Raw genomic sequence first — 16,539 nt, 5'->3', positions numbered from 1 at the left:
TGACAGACAATCGCTATAACAAATAACTAACAACCAATAACGAATAACGAATAACAATATCGATGAAAATCCCCAAGACAGTTCTTAGCCCATTTGCCGGTAGTCTTTCCTTTGTCAGTGGAGCCCGTCCACCGTGGTTTCTGGTGGTGGCTGCCGGAATTACCGCGATCGCCATTTCCTGCCCCCTGATTTATCTATTTGTTCGCGCTGGGGGCGCTGGATTGGATCAAGTGTGGCTGATGCTTTCCCGTCCGCGAACTTTGGCAGTCTTACGAGACAGTGCAGGGTTGGCAGGGGTGGTGACGCTATTTTCTGCATTGATTTCCCTGCCTTTAGCCTTTTTAACGGAAAGAACGGATTTACCAGGCCGAAAATTTTGGGCGATCGCCACCACTTTACCCCTAGCGGTTCCCAGTTATGTGGGCAGTTTTGCCATCATTGCCTCTTTTGGCACTAAAGGCAGTTGGTTGCAACTGCTGCTAGAACCGTTTGGGGTGCAAGAGTTGCCCTCAATTTACGGTTGGCCCGGGGCGATTTTGTCCCTGACCTTATTTACTTATCCTTATTTACTAATTAGCATTCGGTCTGGGTTACAAGGCATTGACCCTTCCTTAGAAGAAGCCTCGCGAAATCTGGGACAGAATAGCTGGTCAACGTTTTGGCGGGTTACATTTCCCCAACTGCGCCCTTCCCTGGTGGCTGGGGGCTTGTTAGTGGCTTTATATTCTTTGCGAGATTTTGGCACCCCAAGCTTGATGCAGTTTGACTCGTTCACCCGCGTCATTTTCATTCAATATAAAAGCAGTTTTAACCGCAACTCTGCCGCTGTCTTGGCTTTAGTCTTGGTGGCTTTGGTGTGGTTAATTTTATGGTTGGAATATCGGGCCAGAACTGGGGCGGCTTATTACAGTAGCCACTCAGGGGTGGGTCGTCCCCAGGGTCAATTCCAGCAAGTGTCTTTGGGTCTGTGGAAATGGCCAGCGATCGCCTTTTGTAGCCTAATTACCTTCCTGGGGTTAGTGCTACCCATTGCCATATCTGGGCTCTGGCTGTGGCGCGGACTCAATGCTGGGAATATGCCTCCCAATTTTTTCCCGGCGGCGGGAAACTCTTTGCTGGCGGCAAGTTTGGCGGCGATCGCTGCCACCTTATTTGCCCTACCCGTAGCTATTTTATCGGTACGGTTTCCAGGGGCTTTGGCAACTTTAATTGAACGTTGTACCTATATTGGCTTTGGCTTACCGGGCATCGTCGTCGCCTTATCCCTAGTCTTTCTCGGTGCCAAATATCTACCGGGTTTATATCAAACTTTGCCTATGTTAATCTTTGCTTACTTAATTTTATTTTTACCGCAATCCGTAGGGACGATTCGCAGCAGCTTATTACAAATTAACCCTGGACTCGAAGAGTCAGCCCGGATTTTGGGGCGCAGTCCTTGGCAGACCATTCAAGAAATTACCATTCCCTTGGTCAGTCCGGGAGTTGTCGGGGGTGGGTTATTAGTTTTTCTCACCGCCATTAAAGAACTGCCCGCCACTATGTTATTAGCGCCGATTGGTTTTCGCACCTTAGCCACAGAAATTTGGAATGCCACCGAGGATGTTGCCTTTGCGGATGCTGCCGCCGCATCCTTAAGTTTGCTAATGGTTTCCACTGTTTCTACTTTGGTACTTTTAAAACAGAAAAAATAAATTTGTTGGTTGTTGGTTGTTGTATTAACTATTAAAAAAATGACTGAATCTACGATTCTTTCCCTAAACGGAATTAAAAAACAATTTCCTAACTCAACTACCGCAGCAGTTGCCGATATTTCTCTGGAGGTAAAACAGGGAGAAATTATCTCTTTACTCGGCCCGTCCGGTTGTGGCAAAACTACTCTATTACGACTGATTGCGGGGTTTGAACGTCCCGATGCCGGGGCGATAGCCATTGCGGGGCAAACCGTCGCCAGTGAATCGGTCTGGGTCAACCCAGAAAATCGTCATTTAGGCATGGTGTTCCAAGAATATGCCTTATTTCCCCATTTAACTGTGGCGGATAATATTGCCTTTGGATTGCAAAAGCGTCGGGGGGAAAAATTCTCTCTTAAAGTTTGGCAAAAATCTGTCACCGATGCCAAAGCTATTCGGAATCGCGTGAAAGAATTACTGGAATTAGTCGGATTACAAGGACTCGATCGCCGTTATCCCCACGAGTTATCGGGAGGACAACGGCAACGGGTGGCTTTAGCGAGGGCATTAGCCCCCAGTCCCGAAATTGTCTTGTTGGATGAACCGTTGAGTAATTTGGATTTGCAAGTGCGTTTATACTTGCGCGAAGAAGTGCGTAAGATTCTGAAAAATACTGGGACGACGGCGATTTTTGTCACCCACGATCGCGAGGAAGCTTTGGTTATTTCTGACCGAGTGGCGGTGATGCGGTCTGGGGCGATCGAACAAATCGGCACCCCAGAAGAAATTTATCAAGCACCGACTTCTCGGTTTGTGGCTGGATTTGTCACCGAAGCCAATTTTTTAACCGCCCGACGGATTGGTCAAAAGTGGGAAACTGAAGTGGGTTGTTTTGAGATTTTAGACTCAGGTTTAGACTCGGCGATAAATTCACAATTACTCCAAGATGGGGATATGGCTGAGTTGATGATTCGGGAAGAAGATATTATGTTGCACCCGAATGAAAAAGCGCCAGTGGTGATTTGCGATCGGCAATTTTTAGGCAGAGAACACCGCTACTGCTTAATCACCCCTTCCGGTAAAGAAATTCATGCCCGGACAACGGTCAATTCCTTATTGCCCGTCGGTACGCGAGTCTCTGTCGGCGCCGTCACGGAAGCCTTACGGATTTATCCTACGCAAAGATAATCGTAACCAATCAGCAATCACTGTCAAGTTATCAAGGGTGAAAATTACACCGCCATCACAAGCGCTATCCATATCGTGGCGATCGCGATGGCGGTGATTGTTATGTGGTGACTTTTTTTGTCTCATCCCTGAGCTAGTTTATACTTAATGGAGAATGCTTTCCGCCGCCATTGTTGGCTTTTTCCCTATACCAGGGACATGATGGAGCGATCGATCTAATCGGATACCACCAAATCTAAGTTAAATTAGATGGCTCAAGCAACTAGGTAAACAAGTACACAGATTCACGTTAATCAGTAAATTATGATCACCTCCTTGGAATATCCTACGGGTCTGGTTGCGATCAAGTAGCCATTTTATGTTCCTCGTCCACCCGTGGAAGAGCAAGCTTATCAAGAAATTACTAAACCGGGCTGCTTAATTAGAATTAAAGCCCGAAAAGAAATGGGAAAATCTTCCTTAATGTTGCGGATTAACCACAATGCCAAAAGCTTGGGCTACTACCCCGCTACGGTAGACTTGCAAAAAATTGATACCGCTGATTTCCAGAATATAGATCGATTTCTGCGAGTGTTTTGCACGCAAATTAGCTATGCCTTAAATCTTAAACCTAATTTAGATGATTATTGGGATGAAGACCTGGGGAGTAAAGTCAATTGCACTCTTTATTTTCAGTGGTACTTGCTGGAAGCAATTCACCGTCCTTTGGTTTTATGTATTAATGAGTTATCGCTGATTTTTGAATATCCCCAATTAGCTCAAGAGTTTTTGCCTTTGTTGCGATCGCGAAGCGTTGCGGATGCAACATCGTGGTTTGAAGAAGCGAAACAGGTGCAGCCTTGGAGTAAACTGCGCTTATTGGTGGTTTACTCGACAGAAGTGTATGTGCCACTGAGAATTAATCAATCTCCTTTTAATATTGGCTTACCCCTGACTTTACCCGAATTTACCCGTGGACAAGTGCAGCAGTTAGCCCGATTACATGACCTCCCTTGGGACGAGAGAAAAACGGATAAATTAATGGCAATGGTGGGGGGACATCCGCTGTTAATTCGGTTGGCATTGTATAATTTATGTCATAATTCAGAATTTAGTTTAGAGCAACTTTTAGCAACAGCGGCAAGGGATACGGGAATTTATCGGGAACATTTGCGGCGTCATTTAGCAACTTTACAAGCTGATGAGCAAATTGCCACGGTTTTTCTGCAAATTATCACTGGAAATTACTCAGGCAATCACTCAGCCAATCACTCATAAAATGTTAATACGATTCTGATTTATAAATTAGAAAGTTTAGGCTTGATCAAATTTGTTCAGGGTGAACTAAGAGTTCGCTGTGATTTATACAGAATCTATTTGGGCAGATTTTTAAATAATAGCAATTTCGTCGATATTGACACGCAAAATAAAATTTTGTGCGATCGCCTCTTGTAATTAGAAAAAGCCAAACAAGAATTGGAAAAACTCTCCCATATCGATCCTCTAACCCAGGTAGCAAATAGGCGATATTTTCAAGAATACTTAGACCAACAATGGCAAAAAATAGCCGCCACGGGAAAGCCATTGTCGATTATTTTCTGTGACTTAGATAATTTCAAATTATATAATGATTTCTCAGGAAATCAATTGGGAGACAATTGCTTAAAGCAAATTGCTAATATTTTAGTAATATTGCCAAAAAAGATCATTTAGTCGCTCGCTATGGAGGAGATGAGTTTGTCATAATTTTACCGGATACTGACGCCAAAGAAGCAGTAAAAATTGCCAAGATTATCAGAAATAATGTGGAAAAATTAAAAATAATCATTTGGCAAACTACCCCAGCAGAAAATATCCCGCGAACTCAAGTAACCGTCAGTTTAGGGGTAGCCACTACCATTCCTGATGCCAGTAAGTTTGCCGAAATTTTAATTGCCGCAGCGGATCAAGCCCTGTATGACTGTAAGAAGGCTGGACGCAATGGGGTTTCCCTCAGTAAAATTCTCAATTTTGGGGCAGAAATGAATGGGGATATTTATAATGAATAGCCCCATTCATTAATGATTCGTTAATTAATCGTCACTAATCGTCACTAAGAATCTTGGGCACTTTGAAAAAGTCCCCATCTACTTCAGGGGCGATCGCTAGAATTGACTCTCGCTCAGAAAAGGGGTGCAATTCATCCAAACGAGTGACATTTGTCACCTCGATCGCCCTGGTGGTGGGTTTGACTTTACTGGTGTCCAGTTCACTCAATTGTTCAAAATAATCTAAGATACTGCCAAGTTGAGTGGTAAACTCGACCTCTTCCTGTTCTGTGAGTTCTAACCGAGCTAAATGAGCTACTTTATGAACTTGTTCGCGGGAAATCATCGTTTCAAGTTAATCTTGGTTTTAGGTTAATCGTTAATTGTTAACGGGAAATTGTCAGCCGTGGATTTGGGCAAAATAGACAAGGATAAATTTCCGGTGATGTCACTCACCCTAAAAAAAGATATCCATCTTAGAACGTCCGGTAATCTTCAGCCAGTTTTGCGCTTCGATGTAGTTATTGGGAGCCATACGAATCGCTTGTTTCCAGTATTCTGCCGCCTTATCATACATGGCTTCGGATTCTTCTTCGTTTCCCGCAGCTTTCGCTTTTTCTCCTTTGTAGTGATAAATCACCGCAATGTTATTTAAGGCTTGGGGCATCCGAGGATTTAGGTCAATCGCTTTTTGATAGTTTTCCAACGCCAGATCGTGTTCCCCATTGCTGGTGTGAATCAAGGCTATATTGTAAAGAATATAGCTGCGATCGTTATCATCCGGTTCCAGCTTGAGGGCTTCATAGTAATTTTCTAAGGCTTCCGCGTATTCGCCATCTGCTTGGGCGGACATTCCGTCGCGGTAATAGGCGAAAGCTTCTTTAGACTCTCTATTGGTCGGCAGAATCTTTAAAATGATATCCGCCATGACCGTGAAGCTTTTATCGATGAAGTTATCGTTGCGTTGAGTTCTTGGCATTTTATGGCTCTTGGAGTTATGACTAACCGGGGCAAAGGTTATTTTAATCTTTTATTGTAGACCTAGATGCGATCGCCTGAATCAAATATTTGTTATTTGTGGTTTGTTATTTGTGGTTTGTTATTTGTGGTTTGTTATTTGTGGTTTGTTGTTGGTTATTTGTTCACTGTTGAAGTTTCACGGTTCATCCACACCTGAGAAAGCGGGGGCAGGCTGCGGACAAACAACAACCACCAACCAACAGAGCGTCTTGTGCGGGGGAGCGGAGGGGCAGAGGATAGAGAGGCATAGAATTTTCCTCTTTCCTATGCATCCTCTTTCCTATGCATCCTCTTTCCCCCAACCAGCAACAAATAACAAAGAACCAAGAACCAAGAACAAATAACAAATAACAACTCTGTATGTGATAATTTCCTTGTAAGATTATTTTGTGTCTTGGATCACAATTAAGCAAACAAACCATCGCTGGGAGGCAGAGTTGATGCAGCAATTGCTGGCGGCGCATCAAATCCCTAGTCGAATTCTGGATTTGGGAATTGCACCCTGTTTGGGGAGTGGTTCTCCAGCCGCTTTACAAGTGCGGTCAGTGGATCGTTGGACGGCATTGCTTTTACTCAGTCCGTTAGAGGACGAGTTGACTGAATCATCGGAGTAACTGAGTCGGGCAGATGTTTTATTGAGGTGGAAATTTCACTATATCTAACAAGATTCGGGAAAATTGATCTAATCAGGGGCGTGAAGCTTGCGCCCCAAAGCGCTACTCGAATCCCTCCTGAATGAATCACCCCGTTAATCATGGCGACATGGCGGAAATGTAGGCCAACACGGAAAGGGTAAAAGAAAAAAGGATTTATTGTTTTTATGTCTTTATTTGACTGGTTTGCGAATCGAAAAAAAACTGGGTCAATGGCCCAAGAACGCCAAGAACGGGATATTGCCGAAGGACTCTGGACAAAATGTCCAGAGTGTGGGGTTTTAACTTATACCAAAGACCTTCTCAGCAACCAACTGGTATGCATCGAATGCGGACATCATATGCGGGTGGATAGTGATGAACGGATCCGTCAACTGATTGATGCCAAAACTTGGATGCCAATGGATGAGCATCTGGCACCCGTGGATGCCCTGAAGTTTCGCGATCGCAAACCATATAGCGATCGCCTGCGTGAATACCAAGAAAAAACCGGGTTTGCCGACGCGGTACAAACAGGACTGGGTAAAATGGATGGGCTGCCCGTCGCATTAGGGGTGATGGACTTTCAGTTCATGGGGGGCAGCATGGGTTCCGTAGTCGGAGAAAAACTCACTCGTTTAGCGGAAAAAGCCACCCGCGAACGCTTACCCTTGGTAATTATCTGTGCCTCTGGGGGCGCCCGGATGCAAGAAGGAATGCTCAGTCTGATGCAAATGGCGAAAATTTCTGGCGCCCTGGAACGCCATCGCCAAGAGAGATTACTATATATTCCCGTATTAACTCATCCCACCACTGGGGGAGTCACCGCCAGTTTCGCCATGCTAGGGGATTTAATTATCTCTGAACCCAACGCCACCATTGGCTTTGCCGGACGGCGAGTCATCGAACAAACCTTGCGGGAAAAATTACCCGAAGAATTCCAAACAGCGGAAGATTTGCAGTCTCATGGTTTTGTCGATTTAATTGTCCCGCGCACCCAACTCAAGAAAACCTTAGCACAACTCATTTGCCTGCATCAGCCTCAGTCTCCCTTATCTCACCGACTCTCATTGCCGCAAATGGAGTTGAGTAATATGGTTTCTCAGTGAGTTACTACTTTTGCGGTGGTGACACTTGAAGCCTAACCCCAGCAACCTCGCTCCCAGGAATAATTCCCCGGAGCGAATTTTACTTGAATTTTACTTTTTTAGCCTTAATTACCCTCTATCCTCTATTCTCTATCCTACGAACCTCTTCCCCTGAGTCAAGGCCACAGATATTCTTGCTAAAGATATTTTGGGAAAAATCCCGTCCAGTGGCATGATATTGATATTGGATGAGAGCAATCACCAATTGCGGAAACCGATTGTTATGGGTTTTGCTTCCTTATCCCTTGCAAAGATTGCCAAGACTATCAAATCCCTGGGGAGCAAGTCTTGAGTCGGTGCGATCGTGGGAAGCGTCAACATTCGTCACCATAAAATGGGGTTCAGACCCGTCTGGGTTGGCAAGATGCTAAGGCAATTATGTCTCAAACCATCCGCCAGAAGGAAGTGGGTTCTCTTCCCAAAGTTGAGTGACTTCGGTTGGTCAAGGGCATTTTTCGGGGAATCTACCCCCTGAATCTGTTTTCTGCCGATAATCCTTTGGCGGCGAATGTTTCCTTGACCAACTTAAACTTAGCCGCACGATTTATGGTTCACTTTGTTAATCCTGCCAAAAACGTTGATCTTGAGGAAAACTATGGTAAAAAGATGTATCATGGTGGCTGTTGCCACGGTATTTTTCGCTTTTCAAGTGTTTGTCAATAGTGCTTCTGCGGTGCAACTGTCCACAGAAGTGCGGACTTTGCCACTGAATGCCACCGGGGATACGGTTGTGGTGACAGAGAAAGAAGTTGAGAAAGGCAAACGTCTATTTATTAATGTCTGCTCTCAATGCCACCTTGAGGGAGTGACTAAGACAGACTTTAACGTGGGTCTCGATCCTGAATCTTTAGCCCTAGCGACCCCCCCTCGCAATAATATTGAATCGTTGATCGATTATATGAAAAATCCCACCAGCTATGATGGGGAGTATGATATTTCTGAAATCCACCCCAGTATGAAGAGTGCGGATATTTTCGCGGAAATGAGAAATCTGACTGAAGATGATCTCTATGCGATCGCCAGTTTCATGCTTGTAGAACCCAAAGTCAACGTCAAGTGGGGCGGTGGTAAAACCGTGCGTTAATTAGGCAGGTTATTCGGAGATTCCGTAACTGGTCATGGGTAATTATTAATGGCCGATGAGAGATTAAAAATTTTTACCTCTGGGGAAAATGTTTGATTCTTTATGGTGGTTAATAATTACCCAATTCACAGATAAAAACTCATTACAGATTTGAAAGTAATAAAAAATGTGGCGGATATATCAGTCTTTCTTCATGCGTAATTTTCTGATCCTTTTGGTAGCAATTTTAGGGGTAATGATCTGGATTCAGCCCGCCGAGGCTGATCCGATTGAACCTTATCTGCGTCGATACTTGCAAGTCACCGAACCTGTACCCTTAAAATTGAATGAAGCAGGGGAAACTCGCTTATTTTCTCCTGACCAAATTTCCGAAGGAAAAAGTCTGTTTTTACAAAATTGTATGAATTGTCACGTGGGTGGTTCTAATTTACCTGTTCCCTCGGTGACATTATCGATGGAAAACCTCAAAGGGGCAACACCTCCACGGGATAATATCAATGCTTTAGTAGCCTATTTACGCCATCCCACCACTTACGATGGTATGGGGGAAAACTTCTGGTGTCGAGAAGTACCGGACACCTGGCTTTCTACAGAAAAGGTGGAAAATTTATCGGCTTTTCTGCTCCGTTCCGCCGAAAAAGCTCCCGGATGGGGTTCTGACACTTTTGGCCTCTAAATTTCCGGTCAATCTAAGATAAATCTGACCAAATCACAATGATTTTAAGTTGACAAAAATCATCGAGCAATAGATTTTCCTAAAGATTCACCAATATGCTTAATTGGTGAATTTTTTTCTGGAGCTAAAAAATTACCGAAAAAATTAAAATATGAGAAAATTAGGATTAGACTGGATTGGTGTTGATTAATAGTTCGGCTTCGGGTGAAAAGCGCAGACAATTCCGACCATTATGTTTGGCTTGATAAAGGGCTAAGTCAGCTTGGTGCAATAAATCGTGAGCTTTAAACGAATGAGTCTCGCTGGCGATCGCCCCTCCCAGACTAATGGTAATCCCAAGCTGTAAATCCCCAGAGACTTTAAACGGATGATCGGCGATCGCCTTGCGTAAAGATTCTCCATAATCTCTCATCTTTTTGGGGTGAATCCCCTGGGTGACACAAACAATTTCTTCTCCACCGTAACGATATACGGAACTATTAGGACGGACATTCGCCTGTAATCGTTGCGCCAAAATTTTTAACACATTGTCGCCAATTTTGTGGCCATAATTGTCATTCACCTGTTTAAAATAATCCACATCAATCATAAAAATACAGAGATATCGATAGTGAATCTCAGTCCCATCTCGTTTGCCCACTTGCGCTAATAAATGAGGTAAACTTTGATCCAAGGCGCGACGGTTGAGTAACCCGGTCATGGCATCAGTCATGGAGAGAGATTCCAAGAGTTCATTTCTAACTTTTAACTGTTTATTCACCTGACTTAATTCTTCGTTGGTTGCTTTTAATTGCTGGTTTAATCGAGAGATTCTTAATCCAGCACGCACCCGGGCTTTGAGTTCATTGAGATCAATGGGTTTACAGAGAAATTCATCGGCTCCGCTGTCCAGTCCTTTGACGCGATCGCTGACTTGCTCTCGTCCGGTTAGCAAAATAAAAAATGTCGCATATAACTGGGTATTTGCCTTGATTTGTTGACAAACCTCTAACCCATCTAACACCGGCATCATCCAGTCACAAATAATCAAATCAGGACAAAACTCTTCGGCAATCATTAAGCCTTCTTTTCCATTGGTGGCGACTTTGACCTGGTATTGTTCATCCTGCAAATTTTTTTGTAAAATTAATCGAGTGGTTAACTCATCATCAATGAGGAGAATTTTGCCGATTGGCTCGGAAGCTTGCTCCGTTAGCATATCAATATTCAGGATTCAATCCAAAAATTAAAGGTAAAAAATAAAAAGAATATGATCAATGATAGAGTTAATCGCTCAATCAACGATGATTTTTCTAGAAATTTTAATGGTTCTCTATCTTTATAACAAATTGACAGAGAAATAAATGTCTAAAGACTGACCAGGGCGATCGCACTGAGCAACCACGGGGGAATTGCCCCTACCATTTGCGCCATGATTTCCCGTCATCAACCATATTGCCGCCGTTCCTGTGGTTGCTGTGTGTTTTGTTTTATGGTAGCCTATTGCCCGTCAGGAACAGAAAATAATTCGCGATCGATCGCGAAATCGCCTACTTGCCAAAAGTCCGATTCTCAAAATCGTGTCCTGGGCAAGAGATGATTCAGCCTTCCAAGGGATTCCAAAGAGTTGCGCCAGAAACTTGCTGGAGATACCCCGAAGATTTTAATCACGGGTCTAAGTTGTTGTCACCCTGACGATATACAATACGATTTGACAGATTTGTCTGTATTTATGAAGAGGAGAGCCACTTTGAAGAAACTATTATCAATTTTCTTGGTTGCGATCGCCGTCCTGACTGTGGCGTTCGTTCCTCCAGCCCAAGCTGGAGATGCTGCCGCTGGCGCCAAAATCTTTACCGCCAACTGCACTGCTTGCCACATGAATGGTAACAATGTGGTCATGGCCCCCAAAACCCTGAAAAAAGATGCTTTAGAAACTTACGGAATGTATTCCAAAGAAGCCATCATTACCCAGGTGACAAAAGGTAAAGGTGCTATGCCCGCATTTGGTGGTCGTTTGAGCGATGCTGATATTGAAAACGTCGCTACCTACGTCCTCGAACAAGCTGATAAAGGCTGGTAAACTAAAAAACTCGGCGTCGCCATCACTCAAATCCTTTGAGCGGCTACTGCCTCAATGAATAAATCTGGAGAACACCTCTAGACTCTTCACCGAGTCTAGAGGTGTTTTTATGACCGCAAATTGCCGATATTCCCCCTACTACAGGAAAGGAATTCACATTAGCGCCAGCAAGACATCCGAGAATCAAATAGGCTATCGTAAACAAAAAGCTTTCAGTAAAGAGGAAAAACCGCCGTGGTTCCCCTAAGAGATGAAAATCCAACAACTATTACACCGTATATAACCTACGCACTAATTATTATTAATATATTGGTGTTTATCTTAGAAGTGAGTTTACAACAACAGGGTCAGTTAGAAGAATTTTTCCAAGCTTGGGCGGTGGTGCCGGAACAGTTGACCGCCAAACCTCAAGGAGAGTGGATTACTTTATTTTCTTCTCAATTTCTCCACGGAGGCTGGCTACACCTCGGCGGAAATATGCTGTTTTTGTGGATTTTTGGCAATAATGTCGAAGATTGTTTGGGTCATATTAAATATTTGCTGTTTTATTTAGTTTGTGGTGCTTTGGCCGCATTAGCCCACTGGTTTTTTTCTATGGATTCTGCGATTCCTTCTTTGGGTGCTTCAGGGGCGATCGCTGGAGTGATGGGTGCTTATATTATCAGATATCCTAAAGCTAAAATAGTCACCTTAATTCCGTTATATTTTATCTTTACAACCGTCAGAATTCCTGCTTTTTTATTCCTGGGACTTTGGTTTATTCAACAAGCTTTTTATAGCATTGCCAGCTTGCCTCAAACCAGTATTAGCGCCCCAGGAGGTGTGGCTTACTGGGCTCATGCCGGTGGCTTTGTTTTTGGGGCTATCTTAGGCCCTTTGATGGGTTTATTCCGCGATGATAAATAAACTAAGCTGAAAGTGAAATCAGTAATCAAATCGGTGAGCAAATAAGCAAAAATTGAGGCTAATCTCTTAATTATTACATAGCTGTAAACGAATGCTGGTGAGAATTGTCTAATCCAAGGTTCTACGGAGCAAAACCGCTTGAATGCCTCTCTGGATGAGGCTGCCAGCTATTTGTTGGTTGGGATATAATCATCAACAAGAATTACCAGAAAGTGGGGAACCGAAAATGTCAGTAGAACTCACTGCCCAGACTTGCCCCGAAACCGTCGTGGAGCCGGACTGGGAACCCCCCATGCCGCCGACGGATTTGATTTTTGATGATGGAGAACCCTTGGAGACTAACCGCCACCGCATTGCCATGAACGTCCTGATTCGGTCATTGCAACAAGCTTGGAGCGATCGCAATGATTTCTATACGGGCGGCAATATGTTTATTTACTACAGCAGCGAACAAGTTAGAAACAAAGATTTTCGCGGCCCTGATTTCTTTGCGGTCTTAGATGTAGATGGCACAAAGGAACGACAGGGTTGGGTGATCTGGTTTGAAGGGGGTCGCTACCCAGATGTAATTGTCGAGTTCATGTCCCCCAGTACCGCGAGAGTAGATAAAGGAATCAAAAAGGATATTTATCAGCAGGTTTTCCGCACCCCTGATTATTTTGTCTTTGACCCGTTTGAGCCAAATTCCTTACAGGGATGGCATTTGCAAGGTTCCCAGGGTTATCAGACCTTGGTGCCAAATGACCGAGGTTGGCTCTGGTGTGAGAGTTTAGGCTTTTGGCTGGGAACTTGGTCGGGTACTATCGACCGAGAGGAGGCCGTTTGGTTACGGTTTTACGATACCGAAGGCAATTTGGTGTTGCTACCGGAAGAGGCAGAACACCTTCATGCTGAGGCAGAACGCCAAAACGCTGAGGCTGAACGCCAAAAGGCTGAGGCAGAACGCCAAAAGGCTGAGGAGGAACGCCAAAAGGCTGAAGCGGAACGCCAACGGGCACAACAAGCTCAACAACTAGCTGAAGCGGAACGCCAAAAGGCGGAACAAGCTCAACAACTAGCTGAAGCGGAACGCCAACGGGCACAACAAGCTCAACAACTAGCTGAAGCGGAACGCCAACGGGCAGAACGTCTCGCCGAACGGTTGCGGGCGATCGGGTTAGATCCCGATAACCTTTAAGGGAATTAGAAACCGGGTTTCCGATCCAAATATGATAGTTAATTTGCCAAAATTCTCGCAGAAACCCGGTTTCTTTTTTGGTTAGAGATAGGGGCGATCGCTTTCCCAAACCGCCGATAAATTGCTTAAAAAAACAGAAACCGGGTTTTTCCAAAAAAACCCGGTTTCTTGTCTGCTCTGCTTGGGCAATTTTTTGTCAGCGATCGCCCGAATTTGAGAATTAAATCAAGAATGCGATCGGTTTGCACATATCCTCAATTCCCTGTCCTCTAACCTATGGCATTGGTGACAAATAAAGTCACGCACAATATCCGCGTTATACACTATTTTTTATTTGTTCATCTAATTCATTCACCGCAGACATCACACCCAATTCACGATCCTTTAAAAGAGTATTTTTGAGTTCATGTATAGATTCAACTAAATCCTCACGCAAACGCGGCTTATTTTGTGCAACTCCATTACGATAATCCCAATAATCCCAGGCAAGTAATCCAAGAGCAACGACAGGATCGATCATACTTGCTATTTTACTAGCAGCCAATGCAGCGATAGCTTCACCACTAGCCATAGCTCCTAATGTAACTACAGCTTTAGTTGTGGCATAACCACCGATAATTTTGAGTGGCAATGATTGCTCTCCTTGTTCATCTGCTAATCTGGCTTTGATTGTCTCTAAATATTGCTGCCAGTCTGCCTCAGCAATTTTATACTTTTTGGGAACATTTTTTAGTTCAGCCGATAGCTTTTCTACATACAACTCAGTGGTATCAATCACGATTGTCTTAAATTTACTTTCGGCAGATTTTGAACTAACAACGCGACGAGCAAATTCTCTTTGAAGATTATCATTTACGCTATTTTTGATTTGTTCGTTAACTCTGGACTGATTGAATCCATTTATAATATTTTGGCCGGCAAATTGAAAAAGAACGTCAAATTCTTGTTTTTTCTGATTAAAGTAACTAAAATACCAGTTCAGAAAATCCGTATCTATGCGGTTAATTAATTCAGTTTCCCATTTATCTAATTCCTGTTTGGCATATTGTTGAGCCTCTTTATAGGCTGTCTGACGAGCTTGATCAAAAACTTTCTTGTCCCCTGACCCCCCAAATGCTACCATATTTTGTGTAATTTCCAAAGAAGGAGGAGGATTTAATTCAGCAGCTAAAGCTTGAGTCATAATCAAGCGTCCCAGTAATGGGATTAACACCAGAAAAATCACCGTAGTCCAAATGATGATACTCGCTATCTTAATCGCTTTGACGACGATGGATGTTTGTTTTAACTCAACCAGACTGAAATCGCGATCGCCCAAAAACTGACTTAATTTTTTATTCAGCTTTTTGGCAACGATCTGCCGTCCTGAAGGAACACCACTGGGCAGATAAATTAAATGGTTATTTTCGTCCAAAAATACGAGGGCTAAAAAAGTGCCTTCGGGATGTTCTTGGCGAACGATCGCTGCTTGTGTTAGATTGGGATTATCGGGGCGATCGCTTTTCAAATAACTCACTACCTTATCAAAGCTGATTTTCTCTAAGATTTCAGGGTTTCCAGGAAGAGATGGTAATGACTTCTTGCACTCCCCAACTATCCGCACCATATCTTCATCGGTAATTGTCTTGGTTTCTTGAAATGTTTTTTTAGCAAACAAGTTAAACAATGGCATAATTGTTCTTGATGATTATACAACTAAACTTCTGTTTTTTTGTGTATTTTTAATAGTTATTTTTAATAATTTTATATATAAAATTATTAGTATAATTAAAATTATGCTCCGATTATGATATAATCAGCATGACAATCGAAGCAAAATTTTAATTTATGGCTAAATACTTAGATTCAAGGGATTAAACTATTCGTCCCAACATCTTTTTTGACCATCAACGTATCGGCAAACCATCTTTTCAACAATTAAATGTTTTTGAATTTGCTCGGACTGTGAATTGGCTGTATATGCCTGACTGATAGAAACATTATCTATTGGGTTAAAAGATGAACTAGCCCATACAGGGACAACATTACTGAAAAACAACACAACCATTAATATTGATGCCGAAAAAAATCTCATCATTTTTTGCATAGTTATTCTCCAATGTAATCAAAAAATTTTTTTCATTATCTAAGATAATTCTGGATTTTACAACCCTCAAAAAGTACGATAAAGTAAGGACTTTTGTAAAGTTTTTTATCAATTTATCTAGGCTCTCCTTGCCAAAGTACGGAAAAGTACGAAAAAGTATGATAAATTAAGAAAAGCTTAAACCAAGACTTCAACCCTAAAGAAATCTATGACTACTGAGGAACTGCTACAGTGGGCAGATGGCATTGTATTTGCGAAAACAGAGAAACACCTCGATTCTGTGCAAACGGCTATCCTAGAAGGGGCTTGGCAAGGGTTAAAATATGAAGACATTGCTAAAAAGTGCCATCGCAGTAAGTCTCATATTAAAAATATTGCTGGGGAATTATGGCAGACTCTATCGGCACTATTGGGAGAAGAGATTCATAAGGCAAATTCTCGCTCTGTTTTAGAACGAAAAGCAGTATCTAGTATTTACAATTATGGTAATTCTTCACAGATTGTTAATAGTAAAATTAATAGAAGTCATATAAATATCTGTGGAGAAAGCAGGCAATATGAAGAAAATCCGAAACAGCGATCGCCCTCCGATCTCTCTTCTTCTCACTCTTCCCCCACCCAAAATTACTCACCCATTATCGACCTAATCGACGCCCCAGACCTCAGCGACTTTTACAACCGCAACACCGAACTAAATACCCTCAAACAGTGGATCTTACAAGACCAGATCCGCTTAATTACCATCTATGGACTCAGTGGCATTGGCAAAAGCGTACTAACCAGGCAACTCATAGAACAAATCAAGCCTGAATTTGACTATATTATTTGGAAAAGTCTCACAGAAACTCCCACCCTTTCCTCTCTAAAAAACCAACTGCAACAAT

Annotated in this window: 15 protein-coding genes and 2 pseudogenes; 12 read left to right on the top strand and 5 right to left on the bottom strand. The window is 43.0% G+C overall.

The features are described 5' to 3' along the window. The first annotated feature begins 62 nt into the window (after positions 1-62). The 4 genes and pseudogenes from AM228_RS22625 to AM228_RS36585 form a co-directional block, all read left to right on the top strand. Entirely contained in the window at positions 63-1,691 is a 1,629-nt protein-coding gene (locus AM228_RS22625) for an iron ABC transporter permease (protein ID WP_082349017.1), read from the top strand. 39 nt (positions 1,692-1,730) lie between these two features. Beyond that, positions 1,731-2,858 (top strand): ABC transporter ATP-binding protein, encoded by a 1,128-nt coding sequence (locus AM228_RS22620; RefSeq protein WP_054469208.1) that lies wholly within the window; start codon positions 1,731-1,733, stop codon positions 2,856-2,858. Between the two features lie 363 nt (positions 2,859-3,221). Continuing rightward, positions 3,222-4,115, top strand: a pseudogene (locus tag AM228_RS22615) (AAA-like domain-containing protein); the annotation flags it as partial. Between the two features lie 197 nt (positions 4,116-4,312). After that, positions 4,313-4,882 (top strand): annotated as a pseudogene (locus AM228_RS36585) (diguanylate cyclase domain-containing protein); the annotation flags it as partial. A 37-nt stretch (positions 4,883-4,919) separates the two neighbouring features. On the opposite strand, the gene gatC reads toward AM228_RS36585, so the two are convergent. Together gatC and AM228_RS22595 are read right to left on the bottom strand one after the other, a co-directional pair. Further along, positions 4,920-5,210: an Asp-tRNA(Asn)/Glu-tRNA(Gln) amidotransferase subunit GatC gene (gene gatC / locus AM228_RS22600; RefSeq protein WP_054469204.1), complete on the bottom strand. Its 291-nt coding sequence runs from the start codon at positions 5,208-5,210 to the stop codon at positions 4,920-4,922. Positions 5,211-5,321: 111 nt separating this feature from the next. Beyond that, positions 5,322-5,843 (bottom strand): photosystem I assembly protein Ycf3, encoded by a 522-nt coding sequence (locus tag AM228_RS22595; protein WP_054469203.1) that lies wholly within the window; start codon positions 5,841-5,843, stop codon positions 5,322-5,324. 430 nt (positions 5,844-6,273) lie between these two features. On the opposite strand from AM228_RS22595, the gene AM228_RS22590 reads away from it, so the two are divergent. From AM228_RS22590 to psbV2, 4 genes are all read left to right on the top strand, one after another. Continuing rightward, positions 6,274-6,498: a hypothetical protein gene (locus AM228_RS22590; protein WP_054469202.1), complete on the top strand. Its 225-nt coding sequence runs from the start codon at positions 6,274-6,276 to the stop codon at positions 6,496-6,498. A gap of 206 nt (positions 6,499-6,704) precedes the next feature. Next, positions 6,705-7,625 (top strand): acetyl-CoA carboxylase, carboxyltransferase subunit beta, encoded by a 921-nt coding sequence (gene accD, locus AM228_RS22585; RefSeq protein WP_054469201.1) that lies wholly within the window; start codon positions 6,705-6,707, stop codon positions 7,623-7,625. 634 nt (positions 7,626-8,259) lie between these two features. Beyond that, positions 8,260-8,748: a photosystem II cytochrome c-550 gene (gene psbV, locus AM228_RS22580; protein WP_054469200.1), complete on the top strand. Its 489-nt coding sequence runs from the start codon at positions 8,260-8,262 to the stop codon at positions 8,746-8,748. A gap of 166 nt (positions 8,749-8,914) precedes the next feature. Next, a complete protein-coding gene (gene psbV2 / locus AM228_RS22575) occupies positions 8,915-9,424 on the top strand; it encodes a photosystem II cytochrome PsbV2 (RefSeq protein WP_054469199.1) in 510 nt (169 codons plus the stop codon). 166 nt (positions 9,425-9,590) lie between these two features. On the opposite strand, the gene AM228_RS22570 is transcribed toward psbV2, so the two are convergent. After that, a complete protein-coding gene (locus AM228_RS22570; RefSeq protein WP_054469198.1) occupies positions 9,591-10,622 on the bottom strand; it encodes a diguanylate cyclase in 1,032 nt (343 codons plus the stop codon). Positions 10,623-11,153: 531 nt separating this feature from the next. On the opposite strand from AM228_RS22570, the gene petJ reads away from it, so the two are divergent. The 3 genes from petJ (at position 11,154) to AM228_RS22555 (ending at position 13,569) form a co-directional block, all read left to right on the top strand. Next, a complete protein-coding gene (gene petJ, locus AM228_RS22565) occupies positions 11,154-11,486 on the top strand; it encodes a cytochrome c6 PetJ (protein WP_054469197.1) in 333 nt (110 codons plus the stop codon). 234 nt (positions 11,487-11,720) lie between these two features. Beyond that, entirely contained in the window at positions 11,721-12,392 is a 672-nt protein-coding gene (locus AM228_RS22560) for a rhomboid family intramembrane serine protease (protein WP_054469196.1), read from the top strand. Between the two features lie 226 nt (positions 12,393-12,618). Beyond that, positions 12,619-13,569, top strand: a complete 951-nt coding sequence (locus AM228_RS22555; RefSeq protein ID WP_054469231.1) for a Uma2 family endonuclease — start codon at positions 12,619-12,621, stop codon at positions 13,567-13,569. Between the two features lie 316 nt (positions 13,570-13,885). On the opposite strand, the gene AM228_RS22550 is transcribed toward AM228_RS22555, so the two are convergent. Together AM228_RS22550 and AM228_RS22545 are read right to left on the bottom strand one after the other, a co-directional pair. Further along, positions 13,886-15,241, bottom strand: coding sequence for a hypothetical protein (locus AM228_RS22550; protein ID WP_054469195.1), 1,356 nt, complete (start codon positions 15,239-15,241; stop codon positions 13,886-13,888). Positions 15,242-15,427: 186 nt separating this feature from the next. Continuing rightward, positions 15,428-15,655 (bottom strand): hypothetical protein, encoded by a 228-nt coding sequence (locus AM228_RS22545; RefSeq protein WP_054469194.1) that lies wholly within the window; start codon positions 15,653-15,655, stop codon positions 15,428-15,430. Between the two features lie 208 nt (positions 15,656-15,863). Between AM228_RS22545 and AM228_RS22540 the strand changes: the two genes are divergently transcribed. Continuing rightward, positions 15,864-16,539 (top strand): ATP-binding protein (locus tag AM228_RS22540; RefSeq protein WP_231636913.1); only part of this gene is annotated, 676 nt, incomplete at its 3' end.

Origin of the sequence: Planktothricoides sp. SR001, from assembly GCF_001276715.1 — a bacterium.
Lineage (GTDB): Bacteria > Cyanobacteriota > Cyanobacteriia > Cyanobacteriales > Laspinemataceae > Planktothricoides > Planktothricoides raciborskii.
The sequence above is the reverse complement of the archived record's forward strand: the minus strand, read 5'-3'. Positions and strand labels throughout refer to the sequence as shown.

What these genes read in the sequence shown, in the direction of transcription:
- AM228_RS22625 (WP_082349017.1), top strand. Translation starts at nt 63, where the DNA reads ATGAAAATCCCCAAGACAGTTCTTAGCCCATTTGCCGGTAGTCTTTCC.
- AM228_RS22620 (WP_054469208.1), top strand. Translation starts at nt 1,731, where the DNA reads ATGACTGAATCTACGATTCTTTCCCTAAACGGAATTAAAAAACAATTT.
- gatC (WP_054469204.1), bottom strand. Translation starts at nt 5,210, where the DNA reads ATGATTTCCCGCGAACAAGTTCATAAAGTAGCTCATTTAGCTCGGTTA.
- AM228_RS22595 (WP_054469203.1), bottom strand. Translation starts at nt 5,843, where the DNA reads ATGCCAAGAACTCAACGCAACGATAACTTCATCGATAAAAGCTTCACG.
- accD (WP_054469201.1), top strand. Translation starts at nt 6,705, where the DNA reads ATGTCTTTATTTGACTGGTTTGCGAATCGAAAAAAAACTGGGTCAATG.
- psbV (WP_054469200.1), top strand. Translation starts at nt 8,260, where the DNA reads ATGGTAAAAAGATGTATCATGGTGGCTGTTGCCACGGTATTTTTCGCT.
- psbV2 (WP_054469199.1), top strand. Translation starts at nt 8,915, where the DNA reads ATGTGGCGGATATATCAGTCTTTCTTCATGCGTAATTTTCTGATCCTT.
- AM228_RS22570 (WP_054469198.1), bottom strand. Translation starts at nt 10,622, where the DNA reads ATGCTAACGGAGCAAGCTTCCGAGCCAATCGGCAAAATTCTCCTCATT.
- AM228_RS22555 (WP_054469231.1), top strand. Translation starts at nt 12,619, where the DNA reads ATGTCAGTAGAACTCACTGCCCAGACTTGCCCCGAAACCGTCGTGGAG.
- AM228_RS22550 (WP_054469195.1), bottom strand. Translation starts at nt 15,241, where the DNA reads ATGCCATTGTTTAACTTGTTTGCTAAAAAAACATTTCAAGAAACCAAG.
- AM228_RS22545 (WP_054469194.1), bottom strand. Translation starts at nt 15,655, where the DNA reads ATGCAAAAAATGATGAGATTTTTTTCGGCATCAATATTAATGGTTGTG.